The organism is Curtobacterium sp. MCLR17_044 (assembly GCF_003234435.1).
GTDB classification, from domain to species: domain Bacteria; phylum Actinomycetota; class Actinomycetes; order Actinomycetales; family Microbacteriaceae; genus Curtobacterium; species Curtobacterium flaccumfaciens.
The window spans coordinates 16,294-36,226 of the sequence record NZ_QKTC01000014.1 but is presented as its reverse complement, the minus strand read 5'-3'; the positions used below and the strand labels follow the sequence as shown (position 1 = coordinate 36,226).

Here is a 19,933-nt window from a genome sequence, read left to right as displayed (position 1 = left end):
TCCGGGCCACTGCCGACCTGCCGCAGCCCGGAGCGGCACTGCTGCGCGGACTCGCGATCGGGGACCGCTCCGGCCTCGACCCGACGACCGAGGCAGCGATGGAGACCTCGGCGCTGACGCACCTGACGGCGGTGTCCGGGGCGAACTGCGCGGTGGTGGTCGGCCTCGTCGTGGTCCTCGGCCGTGCCTGCGGGCTACCGAGAGGCCCCCGAGCGGCGGCGGCCGTCGGCGTGCTCCTGGTCTTCGTCGTGCTCGTGCGGCCCGACCCCTCGATCGTCCGGGCGACGGTGATGGCGATCGTGGTGCTCGTCGTGCACCTGGCCGGTCGACCGGTGCGTGGCGTCCCGCTCATCGCCCTCGCCGCGGTCGGCATGCTCGTCGTCGACCCCTGGTTCGCACGGTCGTTCGCGTTCGCCCTGTCCGTGCTCGCCACGAGCGGGATCGTGGTGCTCGGCCCGCCGCTCACCGAGCTCCTGGCTCGTCGTGTGTGGCCGCCGCTCGCCGCGGCCCTCGCGATCCCCGTCGCGGCGCAGGTGGCGTGCTGGCCGGTGACGATCCCGCTGTCGGCGGCGCTCCCGACCTACGCGGTGCCGGCGAACCTGCTGGCGGAGCCGTTCGCGCCGGTCGTCACGGTGGTCGGACTCGCCGCGTGTGGTCTCGCTCCGGTGTGGCCGGTGGGTGCGCAGGGGCTCGCGGCCGTCGCGTGGGTCCCGGCCGCCGCCGTCGGGGGCATCGCACACGGGGCGGCGGCCCTGCCGTACGCCTCGGCACCCTGGCCGGCCGGTGTGCTCGGTGTGGCCGCCGCCGTGCTGGTGTGCGGCTGCATCGCGGTCGCCGTGCTGGTCCGGGGGTGGATCGGCTCCCGGCTGCTGCTCGCCGCGGGGGTCGTGGTCGTCGTCGGTGTCGCAGCGGTCACCGTCCCGGTGCTCGTCGTCCGGGGCTCGGTACCGGGGGACTGGTCGGTCGCCGCGTGCGACGTCGGGCAGGGGGACGCCGTGCTGCTCCGCGGTGACGACGCCGTCGCGCTCGTGGACACCGGCGACGACGAGGAACGGCTCCGGGCGTGCCTGGACCTGCTCGGGGTCACGAGGATCGACCTGCTCGTCCTGACGCACTTCGACCGCGACCACGTGGGCGCGGTGGGCGCGGTGGCGGGCGCCGTCGAGACCGCCCTGGTCGGACCCGTCGGACGTGCGTCGGACGAACGGGTGGTCGACGACCTCCGACGTGCCGGTGTCGACGTGCGGACGGCCGACGACCGTGTCTCCGGAACCCTCGGGCCGCTCGCCTGGCGTGTGGTGTGGCCGCTGGTCGGCGACCGTGCCGCCGGCAACGACGCGAGCATCGTGCTGGCCACGGGGCCGGCCGACGGAGACGCCTGTCCGGCGTGCCTGACCGGGGTCTTCCTCGGCGACCTGGGGGAGTCGTCGCAGCGTCGGCTCCGGCACGCCGGGGAGCTGCCGGTGGGGCCGATCGACGTCGTGAAGGTGGCGCACCACGGCTCGGCGGACCAGGACCCGCAGCTCTACCGGGAGCTCACCGCGCGGGTCGGTCTCGTCGGGGTCGGCGCGGACAACAGCTACGGACACCCGACGGCATCGGCCCTCGGCATGCTCGAGGCCGCGGGCACGCTGCCGCTCCGCACCGACGAGCTCGGCACCGTGGTGCTCGCCCGGTCCGGCAGCGACGAGGTGCGTGTGTGGACGGAGCGCTCGTCGTCGGCGGCCGCCCGTAGGATCGACGGTGCACCACTCGACCCGGCACCGTCCGGGCCGGCACCACCGGAAGGACCACATGGCCGCCAAGAAGCCCGCGCGCGCCGCAGCGAAGATCGACCAGGTGCCCTGGTCGGGGATCCGTCCGGCGCCCGTCGTGCTCATCACCGGACCCGAAGCGTTCCTCGCCGACCGCGCCCGCGGTGTGCTGAAGGACCTGCTGCAGGGCGAGGACCCAGCACTCGAGGTGCACGACCTCGAAGCCGACCAGTACGCCCCCGGGCTCCTCGCGACCCTCGCCAGCCCGTCGCTGTTCGGCGAGCCGCGACTCGTGCAGGTCACGAACGTCGAGAAGTGCACCGACGCCTTCATCACCGAGACGATCTCGTACCTGCAGGCCCCCGCCGACGACGTCACCCTGGTGCTCCGGCACGGGGGTGGTGTCCGCGGCAAGAAGCTCCTCGACACGATCCGCAGCGGTGTCGGCGGCGGGGTCGAGGTGCTGTGCGACGAACTCAAGCGCGAGACCGACCGCATCGACTTCGTGAACGCCGAGTTCCGCGCCGCACGACGCCGGATCGCGCCCTCCGCCGTCCGGACCCTGGTGACCGCGTTCGCCGACGACCTCGCCGAACTCGCCGCCGCCTGCCGACAGCTCCTGGCGGACGAGGCCGAGGAGATCACCGACAAGGTCGTCGACAAGTACTATGGCGGTCGCGTCGAGACGAACGCGTTCAAGGTCGCCGACATCGCGCTCGCGGGCCGGTCGGCACCGGCGATCGTCGAGCTGCGGCACGCCCTGGCCACCGGGGAGGCACCCGTGCCGATCGTCGCCGCGTTCGCGAGCAAGATCCGCACGATGGCGAAGGTCAGCGCCTTCCGGGGTCCGAGCGGGCAGGCGGCCTCGGCGCTCGGCATGGCGCCGTGGCAGGTGCAGCGCGCGCAGCGTGACGTCGCCGGCTGGAGCGAGTCCGGGTTGGCCAACGCCATCATCAGCATCGCCGAGGCCGACACCGCGGTGAAGGGTGGCTCGCGCGACGCGCACTACGCGCTCGAGGTCATGGTCCGCACCATCGCCCGACGCGGCGAGTCCCGCTGAGGCGAGTCGGGCCTCCCGGCCGTCCCTCGCGCCGGTCGGCCGGCGCTTCGTGAGCAGAAACGGTCGGGTCCGCCATCGCGACCCGACCGTTCCTGCTCACGAAGCGAATCCAAAGCCCCACACACGACGAAGGCCCCGCACCAACGGTGCGGGGCCTTCGGACCAGAAGGGTCAGGACGTCAGAGCGACGAGACCTTCTTCGCGATGGCCGACTTGCGGTTCGCGGCCTGGTTCTTGTGGATGACACCCTTGCTCACGGCCTTGTCGAGCTTCTTCGACGCGAGGGCCAGGGCGGCAACGGCCTTGTCCTTGTCGCCGGCGGCGACGGCGTCGTTGGCACGACGGATGTGCGTCTTGAGCTCCGACTTGTAGGCCTTGTTGCGCTCGGTGGCCTTGAGGTTGGTCTTGATGCGCTTGATCTGCGACTTGATGTTCGCCATGAATTGCTCCTGCTCGTCTCGTACGGGTGGGCGCGACCGCAGGGTAGAGGGGCCCTTGGTCGCATCGCGTTCCACCCGTGGGCGGGGAACGCGGAAGCCAGCCACCAACACTACCAGGCAAGCGGGCTGCCACCAAAGCACGAAACACCGCCGGATCGGCGGAAGCCCGCGGCCGACCGCGCCGAAACCCCACGGCAACACGCACCGGATACCGTGACGGACATGCCCTCCCTCGCACCGCGCATCGACACCGTGCCCGCCTCCGGCATCCGGAGGGTCTTCGAGCAGGCAGCCCTGCTGCAGTCGAGCGGCACCGACGTCACGATGCTCGTGATCGGCGAGCCGGACGTCCCGGTGGCGGCGCACATCGGCGAGGCGGCCCGTCGTGCCTGGACCGAGGACCGCACCGGCTACACCCCGAACGGCGGGATCGCGCCCCTCCGCGAAGCCGTCCGCGACAAGCTCCGCCGTGAGAACCGGATCGAGGCCGACCTCGAGCAGATCTGGATGACGATCGGTGCGACGCAGGCACTGTTCCAGGCGATGACGCTGACGCTGAGCCCGGGCGACGAGGTGCTCGTGCCGGACCCCGGCTACACGACCTTCACGATGAACGCCCACATCATCGGGGCGACCCCGGTGCCGTACCGGCTGGAGCCGCAGCACGGGTTCGAACCCGACCTGCAGGCCCTCGAGGCGAGCGTCACCGAACGCACCCGGGTGATCGTCGTCAACTCGCCGTCGAACCCGCTCGGCTCGGTCTTCGGCGAGGAGACCCTGCGCGCGCTGCTGGCCTTCGCGAAGCGGCACGACCTCTGGGTCATCAGCGACGAGGTCTACGAGTACTTCACCTACGGCACCCGGCACGTCAGCCTGGCGGCGCTCGACGAGGACGACCGCGTGTTCTCGGCGTTCTCGCTCAGCAAGACGTACGCGATGACCGGCGTCCGCGTCGGCTACCTCGTCACGCCGAAGGGGCTCGGCGCGACGATGCGGACCACGCAGGAGGCCATGATCAGCTGCGTCGCCGAACCCGACCAGTACGCGGCCCTCGCGGCGATCGTGGGGGACCACTCCGCGGTGCGCGACGCCCGGGAGCACTACCGCGCGAACCTCGAGGTCGCGAAGGAGACGCTCGACGCCGACGGCATCCGGTACCTCGACCCGCGCGGGGCGTTCTACCTGTGGGTCGACATGTCGCACGCCTCCGACGGGGACATCGCCGAGTGGGCGCTCGGGTTCCTGCAGCGCGAGCGGGTCGCCGTCGCACCGGGCAGCGCCTTCGGACGCACCGGCGAGGGCTGGATCCGCGTCTGCCTCGCAGCCACCGCGGACGACCTCCGGCGCGGCCTCGGTGCCCTGCCGGCTCCGGCGCACGCGACCGTCTGACGCGCGATCCACACGGCCAGGAGGCCCGGTGCCGGGTCGGCAGGACGGCGCACGGTGCGTGGTCCTCCACCTGGTGCGAGGCGGCTCGCCCCGTGCAGCGCAGCATCCGGTCACCGGGCGGTCGACTGCGCACGGCCCCGCCGACGTCGCACCGTGCGAGGTCCAGCACGCCGGCGCGAGGGCGCACCAAACAAGCACCGAACGCGCACCAAACAAGCACCGAACCCGCACCGTGCGTGGCGGACGCGCGCCGTGCCTCCAGGTCGGGTGAAGCGTGGGAGACTGTTGCGACCGTCCGACCCACCTGAGGAACCGTGAGCCCACAAGCATCCGCTCCGCTGGAGCCCGCAGCGACCCCGGCCGACGCGATCCGCAACTTCTGCATCATCGCGCACATCGACCACGGCAAGTCGACGCTGGCCGACCGCATGCTGTCGATCACCGGCATCGTCGAGGACCGCGCGATGCGTGCGCAGTACCTCGACCGCATGGACATCGAGCGCGAGCGCGGCATCACGATCAAGTCGCAGGCCGTGCGCATGCCGTGGGAACTCGACGGTGAGACCTTCGCGCTGAACATGATCGACACCCCCGGGCACGTCGACTTCTCGTACGAGGTCTCGCGCTCCCTGGCCGCCTGCGAGGGCGCGATCCTGCTCGTCGACGCCGCCCAGGGCATCGAGGCGCAGACGCTCGCGAACCTGTACCTGGCGCTCGAGAACGACCTCGAGATCATCCCGGTCCTCAACAAGATCGACCTCCCGGCGGCCGAACCGGACAAGTACGCCGCCGAGCTCGCACAGCTGATCGGTGGCAAGCCCGAGGACGTCCTCCGGGTGTCCGGCAAGACCGGCGTCGGCGTGCCGGAGCTCCTCGACCTGGTCGTCCGTCGTGTTCCGGCCCCCGTCGGCGACGCCGAGGCGGCGCCCCGCGCGATGATCTTCGACTCGGTCTACGACAGCTACCGCGGCGTCGTCACCTACGTCCGCATGATCGACGGCACCATCTCGCCCCGCGAGAAGGTCCAGATGATGTCGACCAAGTCGACGCACGAGATCCTGGAGATCGGGGTCTCGAGCCCGGAGCCGAAGCCCACGAAGGGGCTGTCCGTCGGCGAGGTGGGCTACCTGATCACCGGTGTGAAGGACGTCCGCCAGTCCAAGGTCGGCGACACCGTCACGAGCGCGCAGAAGCCCGCGACCCAGGCGCTGCCCGGCTACACGGACCCGAAGCCGATGGTGTTCTCGGGCCTGTACCCGATCGACGGCAGCGACTACCCGGTGCTCCGCGAGGCGCTCGACAAGCTCAAGCTCTCCGACGCCGCACTGGTCTACGAGCCGGAGACCTCGGTCGCGCTCGGCTTCGGGTTCCGCTGCGGGTTCCTCGGGCTGCTGCACCTCGAGATCATCACCGAGCGGCTGTCCCGCGAGTTCGGCCTCGACCTCATCACCACGGCCCCGAGCGTCATCTACGAGGTCACGACCGAGGACAACGCCGTGACCGAGGTCACGAACCCCTCGGAGTTCCCGACCGGGCGCATCGTCGAGGTCCGCGAGCCGATGGTCCGCGCCGCGATCCTGGCCCCGAAGGACTACGTCGGCGCGATCATGGAGCTCTGCCAGCAGCGCCGCGGCTCCCTGCTCGGCATGGAGTACCTCGGCGAGGACCGCGTCGAGATCCGCTACGAGATGCCCCTCGGCGAGATCGTCTTCGACTTCTTCGACCAGCTGAAGAGCAAGACCCAGGGCTACGCGTCGCTCGACTACGAGCCCACCGGCGACCAGGCCGCCGACCTCGTCAAGGTCGACATCCTGCTGCAGGGCGACCAGGTCGACGCCTTCAGCGCGATCGTGCACCGCGACAAGGCGTACGCCTACGGCACGCTCATGACCGAGCGGCTCCGCAAGCTCATCCCGCGCCAGCAGTTCGAGGTGCCGATCCAGGCCGCCATCGGCGCCCGCATCATCGCCCGCGAGAGCATCCGCGCGATGCGCAAGGACGTCCTGGCGAAGTGCTACGGCGGTGACATCACCCGCAAGCGCAAGCTCCTCGAGAAGCAGAAGGAGGGCAAGAAGCGCATGAAGACCATCGGTCGGGTCGAGGTCCCGCAGGAGGCCTTCATCGCGGCGCTCTCCGGCGACGTCGAAGAGAAGAAGAAGTAGCGCCGGTTCAGCCGGTCCGGCGGGTGCGGGCCCGCAGGGCGGCCAGGCAGAGGGCCGGGAGGCTCGCTGCGGCCAGTCCCGCCAGTGCGGTCCGCAGGATGGCCCAGTGGGCAGCCGCGTCGAAGTCGGTCTGCTCGCCGGAGGCCACCCCGGCGACCACGGCGCCGACCACCATCGCCAGCGTCACGACCGCGAGGGCCAGCGCCAGCCGGCGGCCGCGATCACGCCGCACCGCCGACACCAGTGCGGCGCCGAACAGCAGCACCCCGGCACCGGCGCAGCTCGCCCCGACGGCGGCGATGACGTTCGCGGTGTCGAAGCCGTTCCACGACTCGGGGGCGATCGCGGCGGTGGCGTACCGGGCGGGCGACGCTGCGGCAGAGGTCGTCACGTCCACCAGCACCCGGGCGGTCGCCGCCACGCCGAACGCGACGAGCGTGAGCGCGGCGAGGACGGCGGTCCGGCGGTCGACGGACCGCGGGCGGGCGGGGGTGGGGCGGGGCACCTGCTGACGATAGCCCCGGGGCGGACGGTTGTCGGGCCTCCAGTTCGGGGTGCACGGCGGGTGGGCCGATCCGACGGAGGTGAGCGTGGATCGGTTCGATCCGGGGCGGCCCGCCCAAGTACCATGGCAGCATGAGCATCCGCGGGAGCTACCGGACCGCCCTGACGTACGGCGCGGTGGGGGCGACCCAGGCGTCGGACCTCATGACCTACCCGCCGGACGGCTTCACGCCGGCGGAGTCGCGCGCGCGGATCGGACACGGTGACCAGCGGTTCGAGACCGCCGTCGTGCAGGCGCTCACGTGGCAGATCCAGGAGCGCAGCGGTGTCCGTGTGCGCGTCGAGGAGCAGCCCGACGACGACGAGGTCCGGTACAACCCGGTGACCTTCGACGACGACGGTGTGCCGATCGCCCCGGCGTCCATCGGGACGCCCCGGGTCGAGAAGTTCGCGCCCGACGGCACCCCGCTGCTGACGGCGGGCACGAGCGCGACGCTGACGATCCACGCGTTCGGGCAGACCGTGCTGGCACCGGTGCGCGTCGTGTCGATCATCGACGAGCACGACCGCAAGGGCTTCGCCTACGGGACGCTCGAGGGGCACCCGCTCTCCGGCGAGGAGTCGTTCGTCGTCGAGCGCACCCCGGACGGCTCGGTGTGGCTGCAGGTCCGGCAGTTCTCGCAGCCGGCGAGCCGGAAGTGGCGCTTCGTGGCGCCGTTCGTGCGGCGGCAGCAGAAGGTCATGGCGGAGAAGTACCTGGCGGCGCTGCGGGGCGACTAGGCGTCGCGGTCGCGGTCGCCGTCGCCGTCGCGGTCGCTCGCGGTCTCGCGACCCCGCCCGCTCCGGCCCGCTCCTGCTCCTCAGCGGAGCGGTGGGAGCGCGGCGATCGCGTCCTCGATGAGGGCGGCGTCCTGCTGGCAGTCGCGCGCGACGGTCACGGCGTTCGTGTGCCGCAGCGCATCGACGTCGTAGACACCCGTCGCCACGGCCAGGAAGGGGATGCCCGCGGCGTCCGCGGCCTCGCCGTCGCGCGGGGTGTCGCCGACGATGACCGCCCGGGTGCCGACCAGTTCCGCGGCGGCGCGCAGGGTGACCCCGGCCCGCTCGACCTCGGTGTCCCCGAAGTACGAGTGCTCCCAGTCGAAGACGTCGGCGTCGAACCCGGCGCCGGTGAGCTTCACCCGGGCGCGGTACTCGGAGTTGCCGGTGAGCAGGCCGTTGCGCCAGCCGAGTTCGGCGAACCGGGCCAGGAGCGGCTTCGCACCGGGGACCGGGCTGCGGTGGTCGCCGGACGCGTGCCGTTCGGCGGTGAGGTCGTGCAGGTGCCGGCTGACCGAGGGGATCAGGGTGTCCTCGAACGCGTGGGCGTGCACGTGCTCGGCGATGAGCCCGGCGTCGGTCCGGCCGTGCTGGTGCCCGACCCTCAGGGTGAGGTCGCGGCCAACCGCCCGCTCGAGGGCGAGGTGGTAGAGGTTGCCCGGGGACGACGCGTTCATCACGAGGGTGCCGTCGATGTCCCACAGGACCGTGGTGGGGACGGGATGGTGCTCCATGGCTCCCATCATGACGGACAATGGACTCCATGCCGAGTGCTCTCCCGATCGCCGATCCAGCACCAGCGGACGGCCTGATCACCCCGTGGGCGGCAGCGGGCTCCGCTGCCGGGCCGGGGGCTGCTCCCGCCGCCGGTGACGTCCCCTTCGGCGTGTACGTGCACGTGCCGTTCTGCCGCGTGCGCTGCGGCTACTGCGACTTCAACACCTACACGGCGTCGGAGCTCCGCGGCGTCCGTCGCGACGACTACGCCGGGCACGCCGTGCGCGAGATCGAGTGGGCCGCGACCGTGCTCGATCGTTCCGGTGTGCCGCGGCGGCCGGTGTCGACCGTCTTCTTCGGCGGCGGCACACCGACGATGCTGCCGGCGTCCGACCTGGCGATGATCCTCCGTGCGATCGACGACACCTGGGGCATCCTGCCCGGGGCCGAGGTCACCACCGAGGCGAACCCGGACTCCGTCGACGCCGCGTCGCTCGAGACCCTGCGGGCCGGCGGCTTCAACCGGATCAGCTACGGCATGCAGTCCGCCGTGCCGCACGTGCTCGCCACGCTCGACCGCACGCACGACCCGCTCCGGGTCCCCGTCGTCGTCGACCTCGCGAAGCAGCAGGGACTCGACGTCTCGCTCGACCTCATCTACTCGACGCCGGGGGAGTCCCTCGCCGACTGGCGGACCTCGCTCGACGCCGCGATCGCCTGCGAGCCCGACCACGTGTCGGCGTACTCGCTCATCGTCGAGGACGGCACCGCGATGGGCCGCATGGTCGCCCGCGGCGAGCTCCCCGCCCCCGACGACGACCTGGCCGCCGACATGTACGAGCTCGCCGACCAGGTGCTCGGCGACGCCGGCTACTCCTGGTACGAGGTGTCGAACTGGTCGCGCGGCGACGCGCACGCGAGTCGACACAACCTGTCCTACTGGAAGGGCCACGACTGGTGGGGCGTCGGCCCCGGCGCGCACTCCGCCGTCGCCGGCACGCGCTGGTGGAACGTCAAGCACCCGGCCGCGTACGCGAACCGGGTGCTGTCGGGGGAGTCGCCGGCCGCCGGCCGCGAGACCATCGACGACGAGACGCGGTACGTCGAGCGCCTGCTGCTGGCGGCGCGGGTCCGCGGGGAGCTCGCGACGAGCGAGATCCGCCAGGAGGCCCGTGGCCGTGTCGCCGGCCTCATCGCACGCGGACTCGTGGACGGGTCGGCCGCGGTGCGGGGACGGATCGACCTGACCCTGCAGGGTCGCCTGCTCGCCGACGCGGTGGTGCGGGAGCTGCTCGACTGAGCGGCCTGCTCGCTGCGGAGTGCTTGCCGCTTACTGCTTGATGAACTCGATCGAGAGCGGGTAGCGGTAGAACTGGCCCTGGTTCGCGGCGACCGCCGCCATGATGCTGAAGATCAGCGACACGATCGCAGCGGCGAGGATGATCAGGAACCCGACGCCGAACACCGAGGTGAGCGAACCGACGAAGTACGCGATCGCCATCGTGATGTGGAAGTTCAGGGCGACCCGGGTGTGCTCCCGGATGAAGCCGCCTCGATCGCGGAGGACCAGGTAGGCGACGAGCGGCGCGACGACGGTGAAGAAGATGCCACCGATGTGCGTCAGCGTGGCCCACAGGCGCTGGTCCTCCGGGCTCATCGGCTGGGGCGGGGTGTAGCCGGCGGGGTACTGCGGCCCGCCGGGGTACTGGGTCCCGCCGGGCTGCTGGGGGCCACCGGGGCCGTGGCCGTACGGGCCGCCGGGCTGCTCGGGTCCGGGGCCGTCGGGCTGCTGTCCGTAGGTCATGGCGGAAGCGTATCGGCCGACCGCCCGGAAGTCCCGGGCCGTCAGCGGTCGGGCGTAGGATCAGCAGTCGACACGTCCGAGTGCCAGGTCGATCGGGAAAGGAGGCGCTCGTGGTCAGTGAACGCAGCCTCGAGGTCCTCAAGGCCATCGTGCGTGACTACGTGGCGTCGCGTGAACCCGTCGGGTCGAAGACCATCGTCGAGCGGCACGCCTTCGGGGTCAGCGCCGCGACGATCCGCAACGACATGGCCCTGCTCGAGGACGAGCAGTTGATCGCCGCGCCGCACACCTCGTCCGGCCGGGTGCCGACCGACAAGGGGTACCGCGTCTTCGTGGACCACCTGGCGGGTGCCCGTCCGCTCTCCAGCGCGCAGCGGCACGCCATCGAGACCTTCCTCGGCGCCCCGAACGACCTCGACGAGGTCCTCGGGCGCACCGTCCGGCTGCTCAGCCAGCTCACCAACCAGGTCGCCCTGGTGCAGTACCCCTCGATGGTGCGAGCCCGGGTGCAGCACGTCGAGCTCGTCCGGCTCGGAGACGCACGGTTGATGGTGGTGCTCATCACCGACACCGCCCGCGTCGAACAGCGCGTGGTCGAGACCGACGTCCCGCTCGACGAGGACTCGCTGGGCGAACTCCGCACCGTGGTGAACGGCGCGACGGTGGGGCTCCTGCTGCAGGACGTCCCGACCGCGCTCCGAGCCGTGCCGCAGCAGCTCCGCCCCGACGCCCAGACGCTCGGCGGGGTCGTCGTCGCCACGCTCATCGAGCAGGTCGCGGCGAACCGGCAGGACCGCCTGCTGATGGCCGGTGCGGCCAACCTGGCGAAGAGCGAGCAGGACTTCTCCGGCGGCCTCTTCCCGGTGCTCGAAGCGATCGAGGAACAAGTCACCCTGCTCCGGCTGTTCGGGGAGATGCAGGTGGACGACATCGCGGTGGCGGCCAGCATCGGCGTCGAGAACGCCGAGTACGGGCTCGACGCCACGAGCATCGTCGCCGGCGGCTACCTGGCCGGTGGCGAGGTGGCCCGCCTGGGCGTCCTCGGACCGACCCGCATGGACTACGGCACGAACATGGCGGCCGTCCGCGCCGTCGCCCGCTACCTGTCCAAGCTCCTGGGCGAACACTGACCAACCGACCGAACCCAACCGACTGAGGGATACGTGGCAGACCACTACGACGTCCTCGGCGTCCAGCGAGACGCCTCCGATGCCGACATCAAGAAGGCCTACCGCCGCCTGGCGCGTGAGCTCCACCCGGACGTGAACCCGGCACCCGACGCCGCCGAGCGCTTCAAGGACGTGACGCACGCGTACGACGTGCTGAGCGATCCCGAGCAGCGGCGCCGGTACGACGCCGGCCCGCAGGCCGACAGCCCCTTCGGCGGTGGCGCCGGCGGCTTCAGCGACATCTTCGACGCCTTCTTCGGCGGTGGCGGTGGCGGCGGCCGTGGCTCGGGCCCGCGCAGCCGTGCCGAGCGCGGCCAGGACGCCCTGCTCCGCATCGAGGTCGACCTCGACGAGGTCGTCTTCGGCACCCACAAGGACGTCGAGGTCGACACGGCGGTGCTGTGCGAGACCTGCCACGGTTCCTGCTGCGCACCGGGCACCAGCCCGCGCACGTGCGACATCTGCGGCGGCTCCGGGCACATCCAGCGCCAGGTCCGTTCGCTCCTGGGCAACGTCGTGACGAGCGCCCCGTGCGGCACCTGCCGCGGGTACGGCACCGTCATCCCGAGCCCCTGCCCGACCTGCCAGGGTCAGGGCCGCGTCCGCGCACGTCGCACCGTGCCGGTGGACGTCCCCGCGGGCGTCGACTCCGGCCTGCGCCTCCAGATGCCCGGCCAGGGCGAGGTCGGTCCGGCCGGCGGTCCGTCCGGCGACCTGTACCTCGAGATCCGTGTACGCCACGACGACGTCTTCAGCCGTGACGGCGACGACCTGCTGGCGACGCTCGAGGTCGGCATGACCGACGCCGTCCTCGGCACGACCACCACGATCGACGGCCTCGACGGTCCGGTCGAGCTCGAGATCCGTCCCGGCGTGCAGAGCGCCGACGTCCTCGTCATCAAGGACCGCGGCATCACGAAGCTGCGCGGGAACGGCCGCGGTGACCTGCGGGTCGGCGTGCAGGTCGTCACCCCGACCAAGCTGTCGCACAAGGAACGGCAGCTGGTCGAGCAGCTCGCGAAGTCGCACAAGACCACCGCCCCGCAGCTCGCCCGGTTCCAGCAGGGCATGTTCGGCAAGCTCCGCGACCGGTTCTTCAACCACTGATGGCGTCGCTGTACCTCGTCGACTCGCTGGACGGCGTCGCCGTCGGTGACCCGGTGTCGCTCGACGGCGCCGAGGGCCGGCACGCGGTCTCCGTCGCGCGCGTCCGGGTCGGTGAGGTCCTGCGGATCGCCGACGGTCGGGGCACCGTGGTGTCCGGGCCGGTCACCACGCTCGGCAAGGACACGCTGGAGCTCGCGGTCGAGACCGTCGAGCACCAGGATGCACCGCGCCCGTCGCTGACCCTCGTGCAGGCCCTGGCGAAGGGCGGCCGTGACGAGATGGCGGTGCAGGCGGCGACCGAGATCGGCGTCGACCGGGTCGTGCCGTGGTCAGCCGCGCGCAGCGTCTCCCGGTGGGACGGCGCGAAGGTCGAGAAGGGCCGTGCCCGGTGGGCAGCGATCGCGCACGAGGCCGCAAAGCAGGCGATCCGACCGCGCGTGCCCGTCGTCGCGCCGCTGGTGACGACCGGACAGCTCGTGTCCGCGCTCGGGGAGGGGACCGCCCTCGTCCTGCTCGACCCGACCGCGACCGTGCGACTCGCCACCTGGGCACCCCCGACGGAGGCCGAGGACATCGCACTCGTCGTCGGCCCCGAAGGCGGCATCGACGGCGCGGAGCTCGACCGGCTCGAGGCCGCGGGTGCCGTGCGGGTCCGACTCGGCGACAGCGTGCTCCGCACGTCCACCGCCGGACCGGCGGCGCTCGCTGTCCTGCAGGCGCGACTGGGCCGCTGGTGAGCCGGACCACGCCGTCGGGCGCGTCCTACGATGGAGCCATGAGCAGCAGCACGCCCAGCGTCTTCTCCAAGATCATCGCGCGCGAGATCCCGGCGACCATCGTCGCCGAGGACGACCGTGTGATCGCGATCGAGGACATCGCCCCGAAGGCTCCCGTCCACGTGCTCGTCGTCCCCAAGACCGAGCAGTACGCGAACGTCGGCGAACTCGCAGCGGGCGACCCCGACCTGCTGGCCCACGTCGTCGCCACCGCGCAGCGCATCGCCGACGAGCGCGCCGACGGCCAGTTCCGACTCGTCTTCAACACCGGCGAAGCCGCCGGTCAGACCGTGTTCCACGTGCACGCGCACGTACTCGCAGGTGAACTGCAGGAAGGCACCCTTGCCGGTTAACGAACCAGTACAGCCCACCGCCGCCGACGACGAGCCCGTCTCGGTCTCGCTCCAGGTCGACGGCATCGCCATGGTGCAGCTGCTCGGCCCCCAGGACCGTCTGCTCAAGACGGTCGAGCGCCAGTACCCGGGCGTCCGGGTCGTCGTCCGTGGCAACGAGGTCACGCTGACCGGGCCCGAGCGTGACGTCGCCCGCGCGAAGGCGCTCGTCGACGAGCTCGTCGGCATGGTCAGGCGCGGGCAGGAGATCGGCCCGGCCGACATCCCGATGTCGGCACGGATCCTCGACGACGACCGCAAGCCGTCCGACACCTTCGGCACCCCGATCGTGTCGAGCCGCGGCAAGTCCGTCCGCCCGAAGACGGACGGGCAGCGTGCCTACGTCGACGCGATCGACGAGCACACCATCACGTTCGGCATCGGTCCGGCCGGTACCGGCAAGACGTACCTGGCGATGGCCAAGGCCGTGCAGGCGCTGCAGCGGCGCGAGGTCAACCGGATCATCCTCACCCGTCCCGCGGTCGAGGCCGGCGAGCGGCTCGGCTTCCTGCCGGGCACGCTGACCGACAAGATCGACCCGTACCTGCGCCCGCTGTACGACGCCCTCAACGAGATGATGGACCCGGAGCTGGTCCCGAAGCTCCTGGCGGCCGGCACCGTCGAGGTCGCCCCGCTGGCGTACATGCGTGGCCGGACGCTCAACGACTCCTTCGTGGTGCTCGACGAGGCGCAGAACACCACGCCCGAGCAGATGAAGATGTTCCTGACCCGCCTCGGGTTCGGTTCGAAGATGGTCATCACGGGTGACATCACCCAGGTCGACCTGCCGGGCAACGTCTCCGGTCTCCGGCTCGTGACCCGCATCCTCGACGAGGTCGAGGACATCCACTTCGCCCGTCTCGGCAGCGAGGACGTGGTCCGCCACACCCTCGTCGGCCGGATCGTCGACGCCTACACGGTCTACGACGAGGAGCGCCTCGCCGAGCAGGCCGGGCAGCGTCCCGGTGGCCGTGGCACCGCCCCGGTCGGCAACCCCGACGGAGCGAACCGCGCCGAACGCCGTGGGCGCCCGCCGCAGGACCGCGCACGACCCCCGTACCCCCAGAACGACGCCCGAGGAGGCACCCGGTGAGCATCGAGCTCAACAACGAGTCCGGCGTCGAGGTGGACGAGGCCGCGATCCAGCGGCTCGCCGCCTTCGCCCTGGACGCGATGCACGTCCACGCCGATGCCGAGCTCGCGATCGTGCTGGTCGACGAGGGCGCGATGGAGCAGCTGCACGTGCGGTGGATGGACGAGCCCGGCCCGACGGACGTCCTGAGCTTCCCGATGGACGAACTGCGTCCCGGCACCGAGGACGACCCCACGCCGGCCGGGCTGCTGGGCGACATCGTGCTCTGCCCGCAGGTGGCCGAGGAGCAGGCGAAGACCGCCGGGCACTCGAGCACCGACGAGATGCTGCTGCTCACCTGCCACGGCATCCTGCACCTGCTCGGCTTCGACCACGCCGAGCCCGACGAGAAGGCCGAGATGTTCGGCATCCAGGGCGAGATCCTGACCGCCTTCGCCGCCCAGCACCGAGGGCGGTAGCCGGTGGTCGTCGTCGCCGGACTCCTCGCGGTGGCGCTGGGGCTCGTCGTGCTCGGCGGGCTCCTCGCCGCGAGCGACGCCGCGCTCTCGGTGGTCTCCCGTGCCGACCTCGAGGAGATCGCCAGGGGCAACAAACGCCGCCGCGCCATCGAGGCGATCGCGGACGACGTCGGGGCGCACGTCAACGCGCTGAACTTCTTCCGCGTCCTCGCCGAGACCGCGGCCGCGGTGCTCGTGACGATCGCCCTCGTGCGCGCCTTCGACAGCTGGTGGCTCGCACTCGTGCTCTCCGCCGCGATCATGACCGCGGTGTCGTTCGTGCTGGTCGGGTCGAGCCCGCGCAGCGTCGGACGCGCCCACGCCGAGCGGCTGATCGGTGCGACCGGCGGCATCGTCCGTGGGGTCCGCATCGTGCTCGGTCCGCTGGCCGGGCTGCTCGTCCGGATCGGCGACCGGGTCACCCCCGGCCGCGGCCGGAGCGCCTCCACCGTGTCGAGCGAGGAGCAGCTGCTCTCGCTCGTCGACGAGGCCACCGAGAGCAACGTGCTCGAGGACGAGGACCGCGAACTCATCCACTCGGTGTTCGAGTTCAGCGACACCCTGGTGCGCGAGGTCATGGTGCCCCGCACGGACATGCTCACCGTCGACGGCGCAGAGACGCTGGCCGCGGCCATGGAGCAGTTCCTGGCCGCCGGAGTGTCCCGGATGCCGGTGACGGGCAAGGACAGCGACGACGTGCGGGGCGTGCTCTACCTGCGCGACGTCGCGCGGTCGCTGTACGAACGACCGGCGTCCCGCAGCGAGCGGGTCAGCCGGCTGCTGCGGCCCGCCGAGTTCGTGCCGGAGTCGAAGCACGCCGACGACACCCTGCGGCACATGCAGGTCGCCAAGAACCACCTGGTGCTGGTGGTCGACGAGTACGGCGGAGTCGCCGGGCTCGTGACCATGGAGGACCTCATCGAAGAGCTCGTCGGGGACATCTCCGACGAGTACGACCGCGCCGTCGTCGACCGGACCGAGGTCGAACCGGGCATCTGGCGGATCTCCGCCCGACTGCCGATCGACGAGCTCGGCGACCTGTTCGGCATCGAGCTCGACGACGACGACGTCGACACCGCCGGTGGCCTGCTCACCAAGGAGCTCGGACACCTGGCGGTCTCCGGCGACACCGTCACCGTGTCCGGGGTCGTCCTGACCGCCGACCGGGTCGAGGGCAAGCGCCGCCACCTCATCACCGTGCTCGCCGAGCGCACCCATGCCCTGGCCGACGTCGAGGACGCCTTCGACGACGCCGAACCCACCACGACGGGAACCACGCACGCATGACCGACACCGACACCAACCAGGCCGGCTCGGACAAGCCCTACCGCGCGGGCTTCGTCTCGTTCGTCGGCCGTCCGAACGTCGGCAAGTCGACGCTGACCAACGCCCTGGTGGGCGAGAAGGTCGCCATCACCTCGTCCAAGCCGCAGACCACCCGGCGCGCCATCCGCGGGATCGTGCACCGGCCCGACGGCCAGGTCATCATCGTCGACACCCCGGGCGTCCACCGTCCGCGCACCCTGCTCGGCGAACGGCTCAACGACCTCGTGCAGTCCACGCTCGGCGACGTCGACGTGATCGGGTTCTGCGTGCCGGCGAACGAGCCCGTCGGTCCCGGTGACCGGTTCATCAACGACACGCTCGACCAGTACCCGCGCGCCAAGAAGATCGCGATCGTCACCAAGATCGACAGCGCCTCCAAGGACCGCGTCGGCGAGCAGCTGCTGGCCGTCTCGAAGCTCCGCGACTGGGACGCCGTGGTGCCGACCTCGGGCACCCGGGGCATGCAGCTCGAAGACCTGCTCGGCGTCGTCACGAGCCTGCTGCCCGAGTCGCCGCAGCTGTATGACTCGAGCGCGGTGACCGAGGAGACCGACGAGGAGCGCATCGGCGAGCTCATCCGCGAGGCCGCGCTCGAGGGCGTCCGCGACGAGCTGCCGCACTCGCTCGCCGTGGTCATCGAGGACATCGTCGAGCCCGACGCCGACGAGGACGCCGACGGCCCCCTGCGCATCTTCGCGAACCTGTTCGTCGAGCGGGACAGCCAGAAGGCGATCGTCATCGGACACAAGGGCGAGCGCCTGAAGGACGTCGGTTCGCGGGCCCGCGTCGAGATCGAGTCGCTGCTCGGGGGCCGGCACGTCTACCTGAACATCCGCGTGAAGGTGGCCAAGGAGTGGCAGCGTGACCCGAAGCAGCTCGGACGCCTCGGCTTCTGACCGTCCGCCGTTCGCACCCCGGGTCATCCGGGCGAGGGACGCGGGGACGAGCGGCCGGCCGTACCGTGGACGGGTGTTCCGTCCCATGCTGCGCGCGCAGGTCATCACCGACCTGCTGATCGCCGTGCTGCTCGGCGGCCTCGTGCTGGTCGCCAGCGGGCGCGGGATCGACGGGCCGTTGTCCGTGGTCACCGTCGTCGGGATGACCGGCGCCCTGGCACTCCGGCGCCTGTCACCCGGTCTCGCCCTGGCCGTGGCGTGGGTGTTCGCGGTCTTCGAGATGGTCACCCTGCAGGTGCCGGACGTGTCGAACGCGTTCATCGCCGGCGTCATGTACACGACGAGTGCGTACGGCAGCCGCCGTGTGCGGCTGGCCGGGCTCGTGTCGGCGATCGTCGGGTCCGTCGCCGCGGCGGCGTACATGGGCTTCGACGACTACCAGAACCGGCTCACCTACGAGACCGCCTCCACGCCGCTGCAGGAGTCCCTGCAGGTCACGCTCTCGTTCTTCGCCGTCGTCCTGCTCCTCCTGCTCCTGCCGTGGCTCGCCGGACTCGTGGTCCGGACCCGTCGCTCGGCGAGCATGAGTCGCGAGGCCCAGCTGCTCGCCGAACGTGACGCCGCGCGGGCCGACCGGGCCGTCGCAGTCGAGCAGGAGCGCGTGCGGATCGCCCGCGACATGCACGACATCGTCGCGCACTCGCTCGCGGTGGTCATCGCGCAATCCGACGGCGCCCGGTACGCCCTGAAGGCCGACCCCGCGGTGGCCGACCAGGCCCTCAGCACCATCTCGGCCACGGCCCGGCGAGCCCTCGGCGACGTGCGCGAACTCCTCGGCGCGCTCCGGCACGAGCAGGGGACCGCGCCGACGCCCGAGATCGACGACATCGACCGGCTCGTCGACGAGATGCGGCAGCTCGGGCTCGACGTGCGCGTCGAACGCGAGGGCGACCCCGCGGGGCTGCCCACCACCACGCAACTCGCGGTCTACCGGATCGTGCAGGAGAGCCTGACGAACGCGTACAAGCACGGAGAGCCCGGCAGCCCGGTGCGTGCTGCCCTGACCTACCGGCCGGACACGGTCGAGATCGCCGTCGTGAACCGTCGTGCGGATGACGGGGTCCGCGGCCCCGGCACGGGCCACGGCCTGGTCGGCATGCGCGAGCGCGCCGTGATGACCGGCGGCACCATGACCGCCGGGGCCCGGGGGGACGACTTCGCGGTCGCCGTCCGGATGCCGACCGTCCCGGCCAGCGGGCAGATGCCCCGCGGCCGGATCACCCCGACCGAGCAGGAGCGCACCGCCCGATGACCACGATCCCGACCGACGAGCACTCGATCCGCGTCGCCCTCGTCGATGACCAGGCGCTGTTCCGCACCGGCATCCGGATGCTCATCGACTCGCAGCCCGACCTGCGGTTCGTCGGCGAGGCGGGCGACGGTGCCGAGGGGGTCGAACTCGTCCGGCGGACCCGTCCCGACGTGGTGCTGATGGACGTCCGGATGCCCGTGATGGACGGCATCACGGCGACCGGCCACATCGTCGAGCAGTCCGGCACCGACGGCGCGAAGGTGCTCGTGCTGACCACGTTCGACTTCGACGAGGCCGCAGCCAAGGCCATCCGCGCCGGTGCGAGCGGGTTCGTGCTCAAGGACGCCGACCCCGAGTTCCTGCTCGCGGCGGTCCGGACCGTGCACGCCGGCACCGCGGTGTTCGCCGCGTCGGCCACGCGGGAGCTCCTGCGACGGTACGACGACTCGGTCGGCCGCGCCGCCGCCGTCCCCGCGGCCTTCGCCGACCTCACCCCGCGTGAGCGCGAGATCTTCGACCTGGCCGCCCGGGGGTTCAGCAACAGCGAGATCGCCCAGCACGAGTACGTCAGTGAGGCGACCGTGAAGACGCACATCTCGCGGGTCCTGACGAAGCTCGAACTCCGCGACCGGGTGCGGCTCGTCGTCTTCGCCCACGAACACGGGCTCGTCACCAAGGCCGACTGAGGCCGGGTCATCCGCGGGGATGACCCCTCC

At 71.7% G+C, this 19,933-nt stretch carries 19 protein-coding genes and 1 pseudogene; 16 read left to right on the top strand and 4 right to left on the bottom strand.

Features of this window, described 5'->3' with window-relative positions; all coding sequences use genetic code 11:
* Positions 1–98: 98 nt before the first annotated feature.
* Together DEJ04_RS18870 and holA are read left to right on the top strand one after the other, a co-directional pair.
* Positions 99–1,124: pseudogene (locus DEJ04_RS18870) on the top strand (ComEC/Rec2 family competence protein); the annotation flags it as partial.
* A gap of 670 nt (positions 1,125–1,794) precedes the next feature.
* Entirely contained in the window at positions 1,795–2,814 is a 1,020-nt protein-coding gene (gene holA / locus DEJ04_RS11400; RefSeq protein ID WP_111047173.1) for a DNA polymerase III subunit delta, read from the top strand.
* A 179-nt stretch (positions 2,815–2,993) separates the two neighbouring features.
* Here holA and rpsT read toward each other — a convergent pair whose 3' ends face one another.
* Positions 2,994–3,254, bottom strand: coding sequence for a 30S ribosomal protein S20 (gene rpsT, locus DEJ04_RS11395; protein ID WP_017886662.1), 261 nt, complete (start codon positions 3,252–3,254; stop codon positions 2,994–2,996).
* A 222-nt stretch (positions 3,255–3,476) separates the two neighbouring features.
* Here rpsT and DEJ04_RS11390 point away from each other — a divergent pair, with 222 nt between their 5' ends.
* Together DEJ04_RS11390 and lepA are read left to right on the top strand one after the other, a co-directional pair.
* Positions 3,477–4,643, top strand: a complete 1,167-nt coding sequence (locus DEJ04_RS11390) for a pyridoxal phosphate-dependent aminotransferase (RefSeq protein WP_111047172.1) — start codon at positions 3,477–3,479, stop codon at positions 4,641–4,643.
* 314 nt (positions 4,644–4,957) lie between these two features.
* Complete coding sequence (lepA, locus tag DEJ04_RS11385; protein WP_017886664.1) at positions 4,958–6,805, top strand: translation elongation factor 4; 1,848 nt, start codon at positions 4,958–4,960, stop codon at positions 6,803–6,805.
* A gap of 7 nt (positions 6,806–6,812) precedes the next feature.
* On the opposite strand, the gene DEJ04_RS11380 is transcribed toward lepA, so the two are convergent.
* Positions 6,813–7,310, bottom strand: a complete 498-nt coding sequence (locus DEJ04_RS11380; RefSeq protein WP_111047136.1) for a hypothetical protein — start codon at positions 7,308–7,310, stop codon at positions 6,813–6,815.
* 131 nt (positions 7,311–7,441) lie between these two features.
* On the opposite strand from DEJ04_RS11380, the gene DEJ04_RS11375 reads away from it, so the two are divergent.
* Positions 7,442–8,089: a DUF1990 family protein gene (locus DEJ04_RS11375; protein ID WP_035808235.1), complete on the top strand. Its 648-nt coding sequence runs from the start codon at positions 7,442–7,444 to the stop codon at positions 8,087–8,089.
* A gap of 80 nt (positions 8,090–8,169) precedes the next feature.
* Here the strand turns inward: DEJ04_RS11375 and DEJ04_RS11370 are convergent, their stop codons facing one another.
* Positions 8,170–8,862 (bottom strand): HAD family hydrolase, encoded by a 693-nt coding sequence (locus DEJ04_RS11370; protein ID WP_181437800.1) that lies wholly within the window; start codon positions 8,860–8,862, stop codon positions 8,170–8,172.
* A gap of 29 nt (positions 8,863–8,891) precedes the next feature.
* Here DEJ04_RS11370 and hemW point away from each other — a divergent pair, with 29 nt between their 5' ends.
* Positions 8,892–10,145: a radical SAM family heme chaperone HemW gene (gene hemW, locus DEJ04_RS11365; protein WP_111047171.1), complete on the top strand. Its 1,254-nt coding sequence runs from the start codon at positions 8,892–8,894 to the stop codon at positions 10,143–10,145.
* 30 nt (positions 10,146–10,175) lie between these two features.
* Here hemW and DEJ04_RS11360 read toward each other — a convergent pair whose 3' ends face one another.
* Positions 10,176–10,649, bottom strand: a complete 474-nt coding sequence (locus tag DEJ04_RS11360; protein WP_309146906.1) for a DUF4870 domain-containing protein — start codon at positions 10,647–10,649, stop codon at positions 10,176–10,178.
* 110 nt (positions 10,650–10,759) lie between these two features.
* Here DEJ04_RS11360 and hrcA point away from each other — a divergent pair, with 110 nt between their 5' ends.
* The 10 genes from hrcA (at position 10,760) to DEJ04_RS11310 (ending at position 19,903) form a co-directional block, all read left to right on the top strand.
* Positions 10,760–11,779: a heat-inducible transcriptional repressor HrcA gene (hrcA, locus tag DEJ04_RS11355; protein ID WP_027465308.1), complete on the top strand. Its 1,020-nt coding sequence runs from the start codon at positions 10,760–10,762 to the stop codon at positions 11,777–11,779.
* Positions 11,780–11,812: 33 nt separating this feature from the next.
* On the top strand, positions 11,813–12,925 hold the full coding sequence (gene dnaJ / locus DEJ04_RS11350; protein ID WP_017886671.1) for a molecular chaperone DnaJ: 1,113 nt from the start codon (positions 11,813–11,815) through the stop codon (positions 12,923–12,925).
* Complete coding sequence (locus DEJ04_RS11345; protein WP_111047134.1) at positions 12,925–13,662, top strand: 16S rRNA (uracil(1498)-N(3))-methyltransferase; 738 nt, start codon at positions 12,925–12,927, stop codon at positions 13,660–13,662. Before dnaJ ends, DEJ04_RS11345 begins: the two co-directional genes overlap by 1 nt.
* A 38-nt stretch (positions 13,663–13,700) precedes the next feature.
* Entirely contained in the window at positions 13,701–14,054 is a 354-nt protein-coding gene (locus DEJ04_RS11340) for a histidine triad nucleotide-binding protein (RefSeq protein WP_027465310.1), read from the top strand.
* Positions 14,044–15,186, top strand: coding sequence for a PhoH family protein (locus tag DEJ04_RS11335; RefSeq protein ID WP_111047133.1), 1,143 nt, complete (start codon positions 14,044–14,046; stop codon positions 15,184–15,186). Before DEJ04_RS11340 ends, DEJ04_RS11335 begins: the two co-directional genes overlap by 11 nt.
* Positions 15,183–15,644, top strand: a complete 462-nt coding sequence (gene ybeY / locus DEJ04_RS11330) for an rRNA maturation RNase YbeY (RefSeq protein WP_017886675.1) — start codon at positions 15,183–15,185, stop codon at positions 15,642–15,644. The genes DEJ04_RS11335 and ybeY overlap by 4 nt, the downstream gene beginning before the upstream one ends.
* Before the next feature lie 3 nt (positions 15,645–15,647).
* A complete protein-coding gene (locus tag DEJ04_RS11325) occupies positions 15,648–16,970 on the top strand; it encodes a hemolysin family protein (protein WP_110864648.1) in 1,323 nt (440 codons plus the stop codon).
* Positions 16,967–17,905 carry a GTPase Era gene (gene era, locus DEJ04_RS11320; protein WP_111047132.1) on the top strand — a complete coding sequence of 313 codons (939 nt, stop codon included), beginning with the start codon at positions 16,967–16,969 and terminating at the stop codon, positions 17,903–17,905. Before DEJ04_RS11325 ends, era begins: the two co-directional genes overlap by 4 nt.
* Positions 17,906–17,978: 73 nt before the next feature.
* Entirely contained in the window at positions 17,979–19,217 is a 1,239-nt protein-coding gene (locus DEJ04_RS11315; protein WP_220035564.1) for a sensor histidine kinase, read from the top strand.
* Positions 19,214–19,903, top strand: coding sequence for a response regulator transcription factor (locus tag DEJ04_RS11310; protein WP_035808237.1), 690 nt, complete (start codon positions 19,214–19,216; stop codon positions 19,901–19,903). The genes DEJ04_RS11315 and DEJ04_RS11310 overlap by 4 nt, the downstream gene beginning before the upstream one ends.
* The last annotated feature ends 30 nt before the right edge of the window (positions 19,904–19,933 follow it).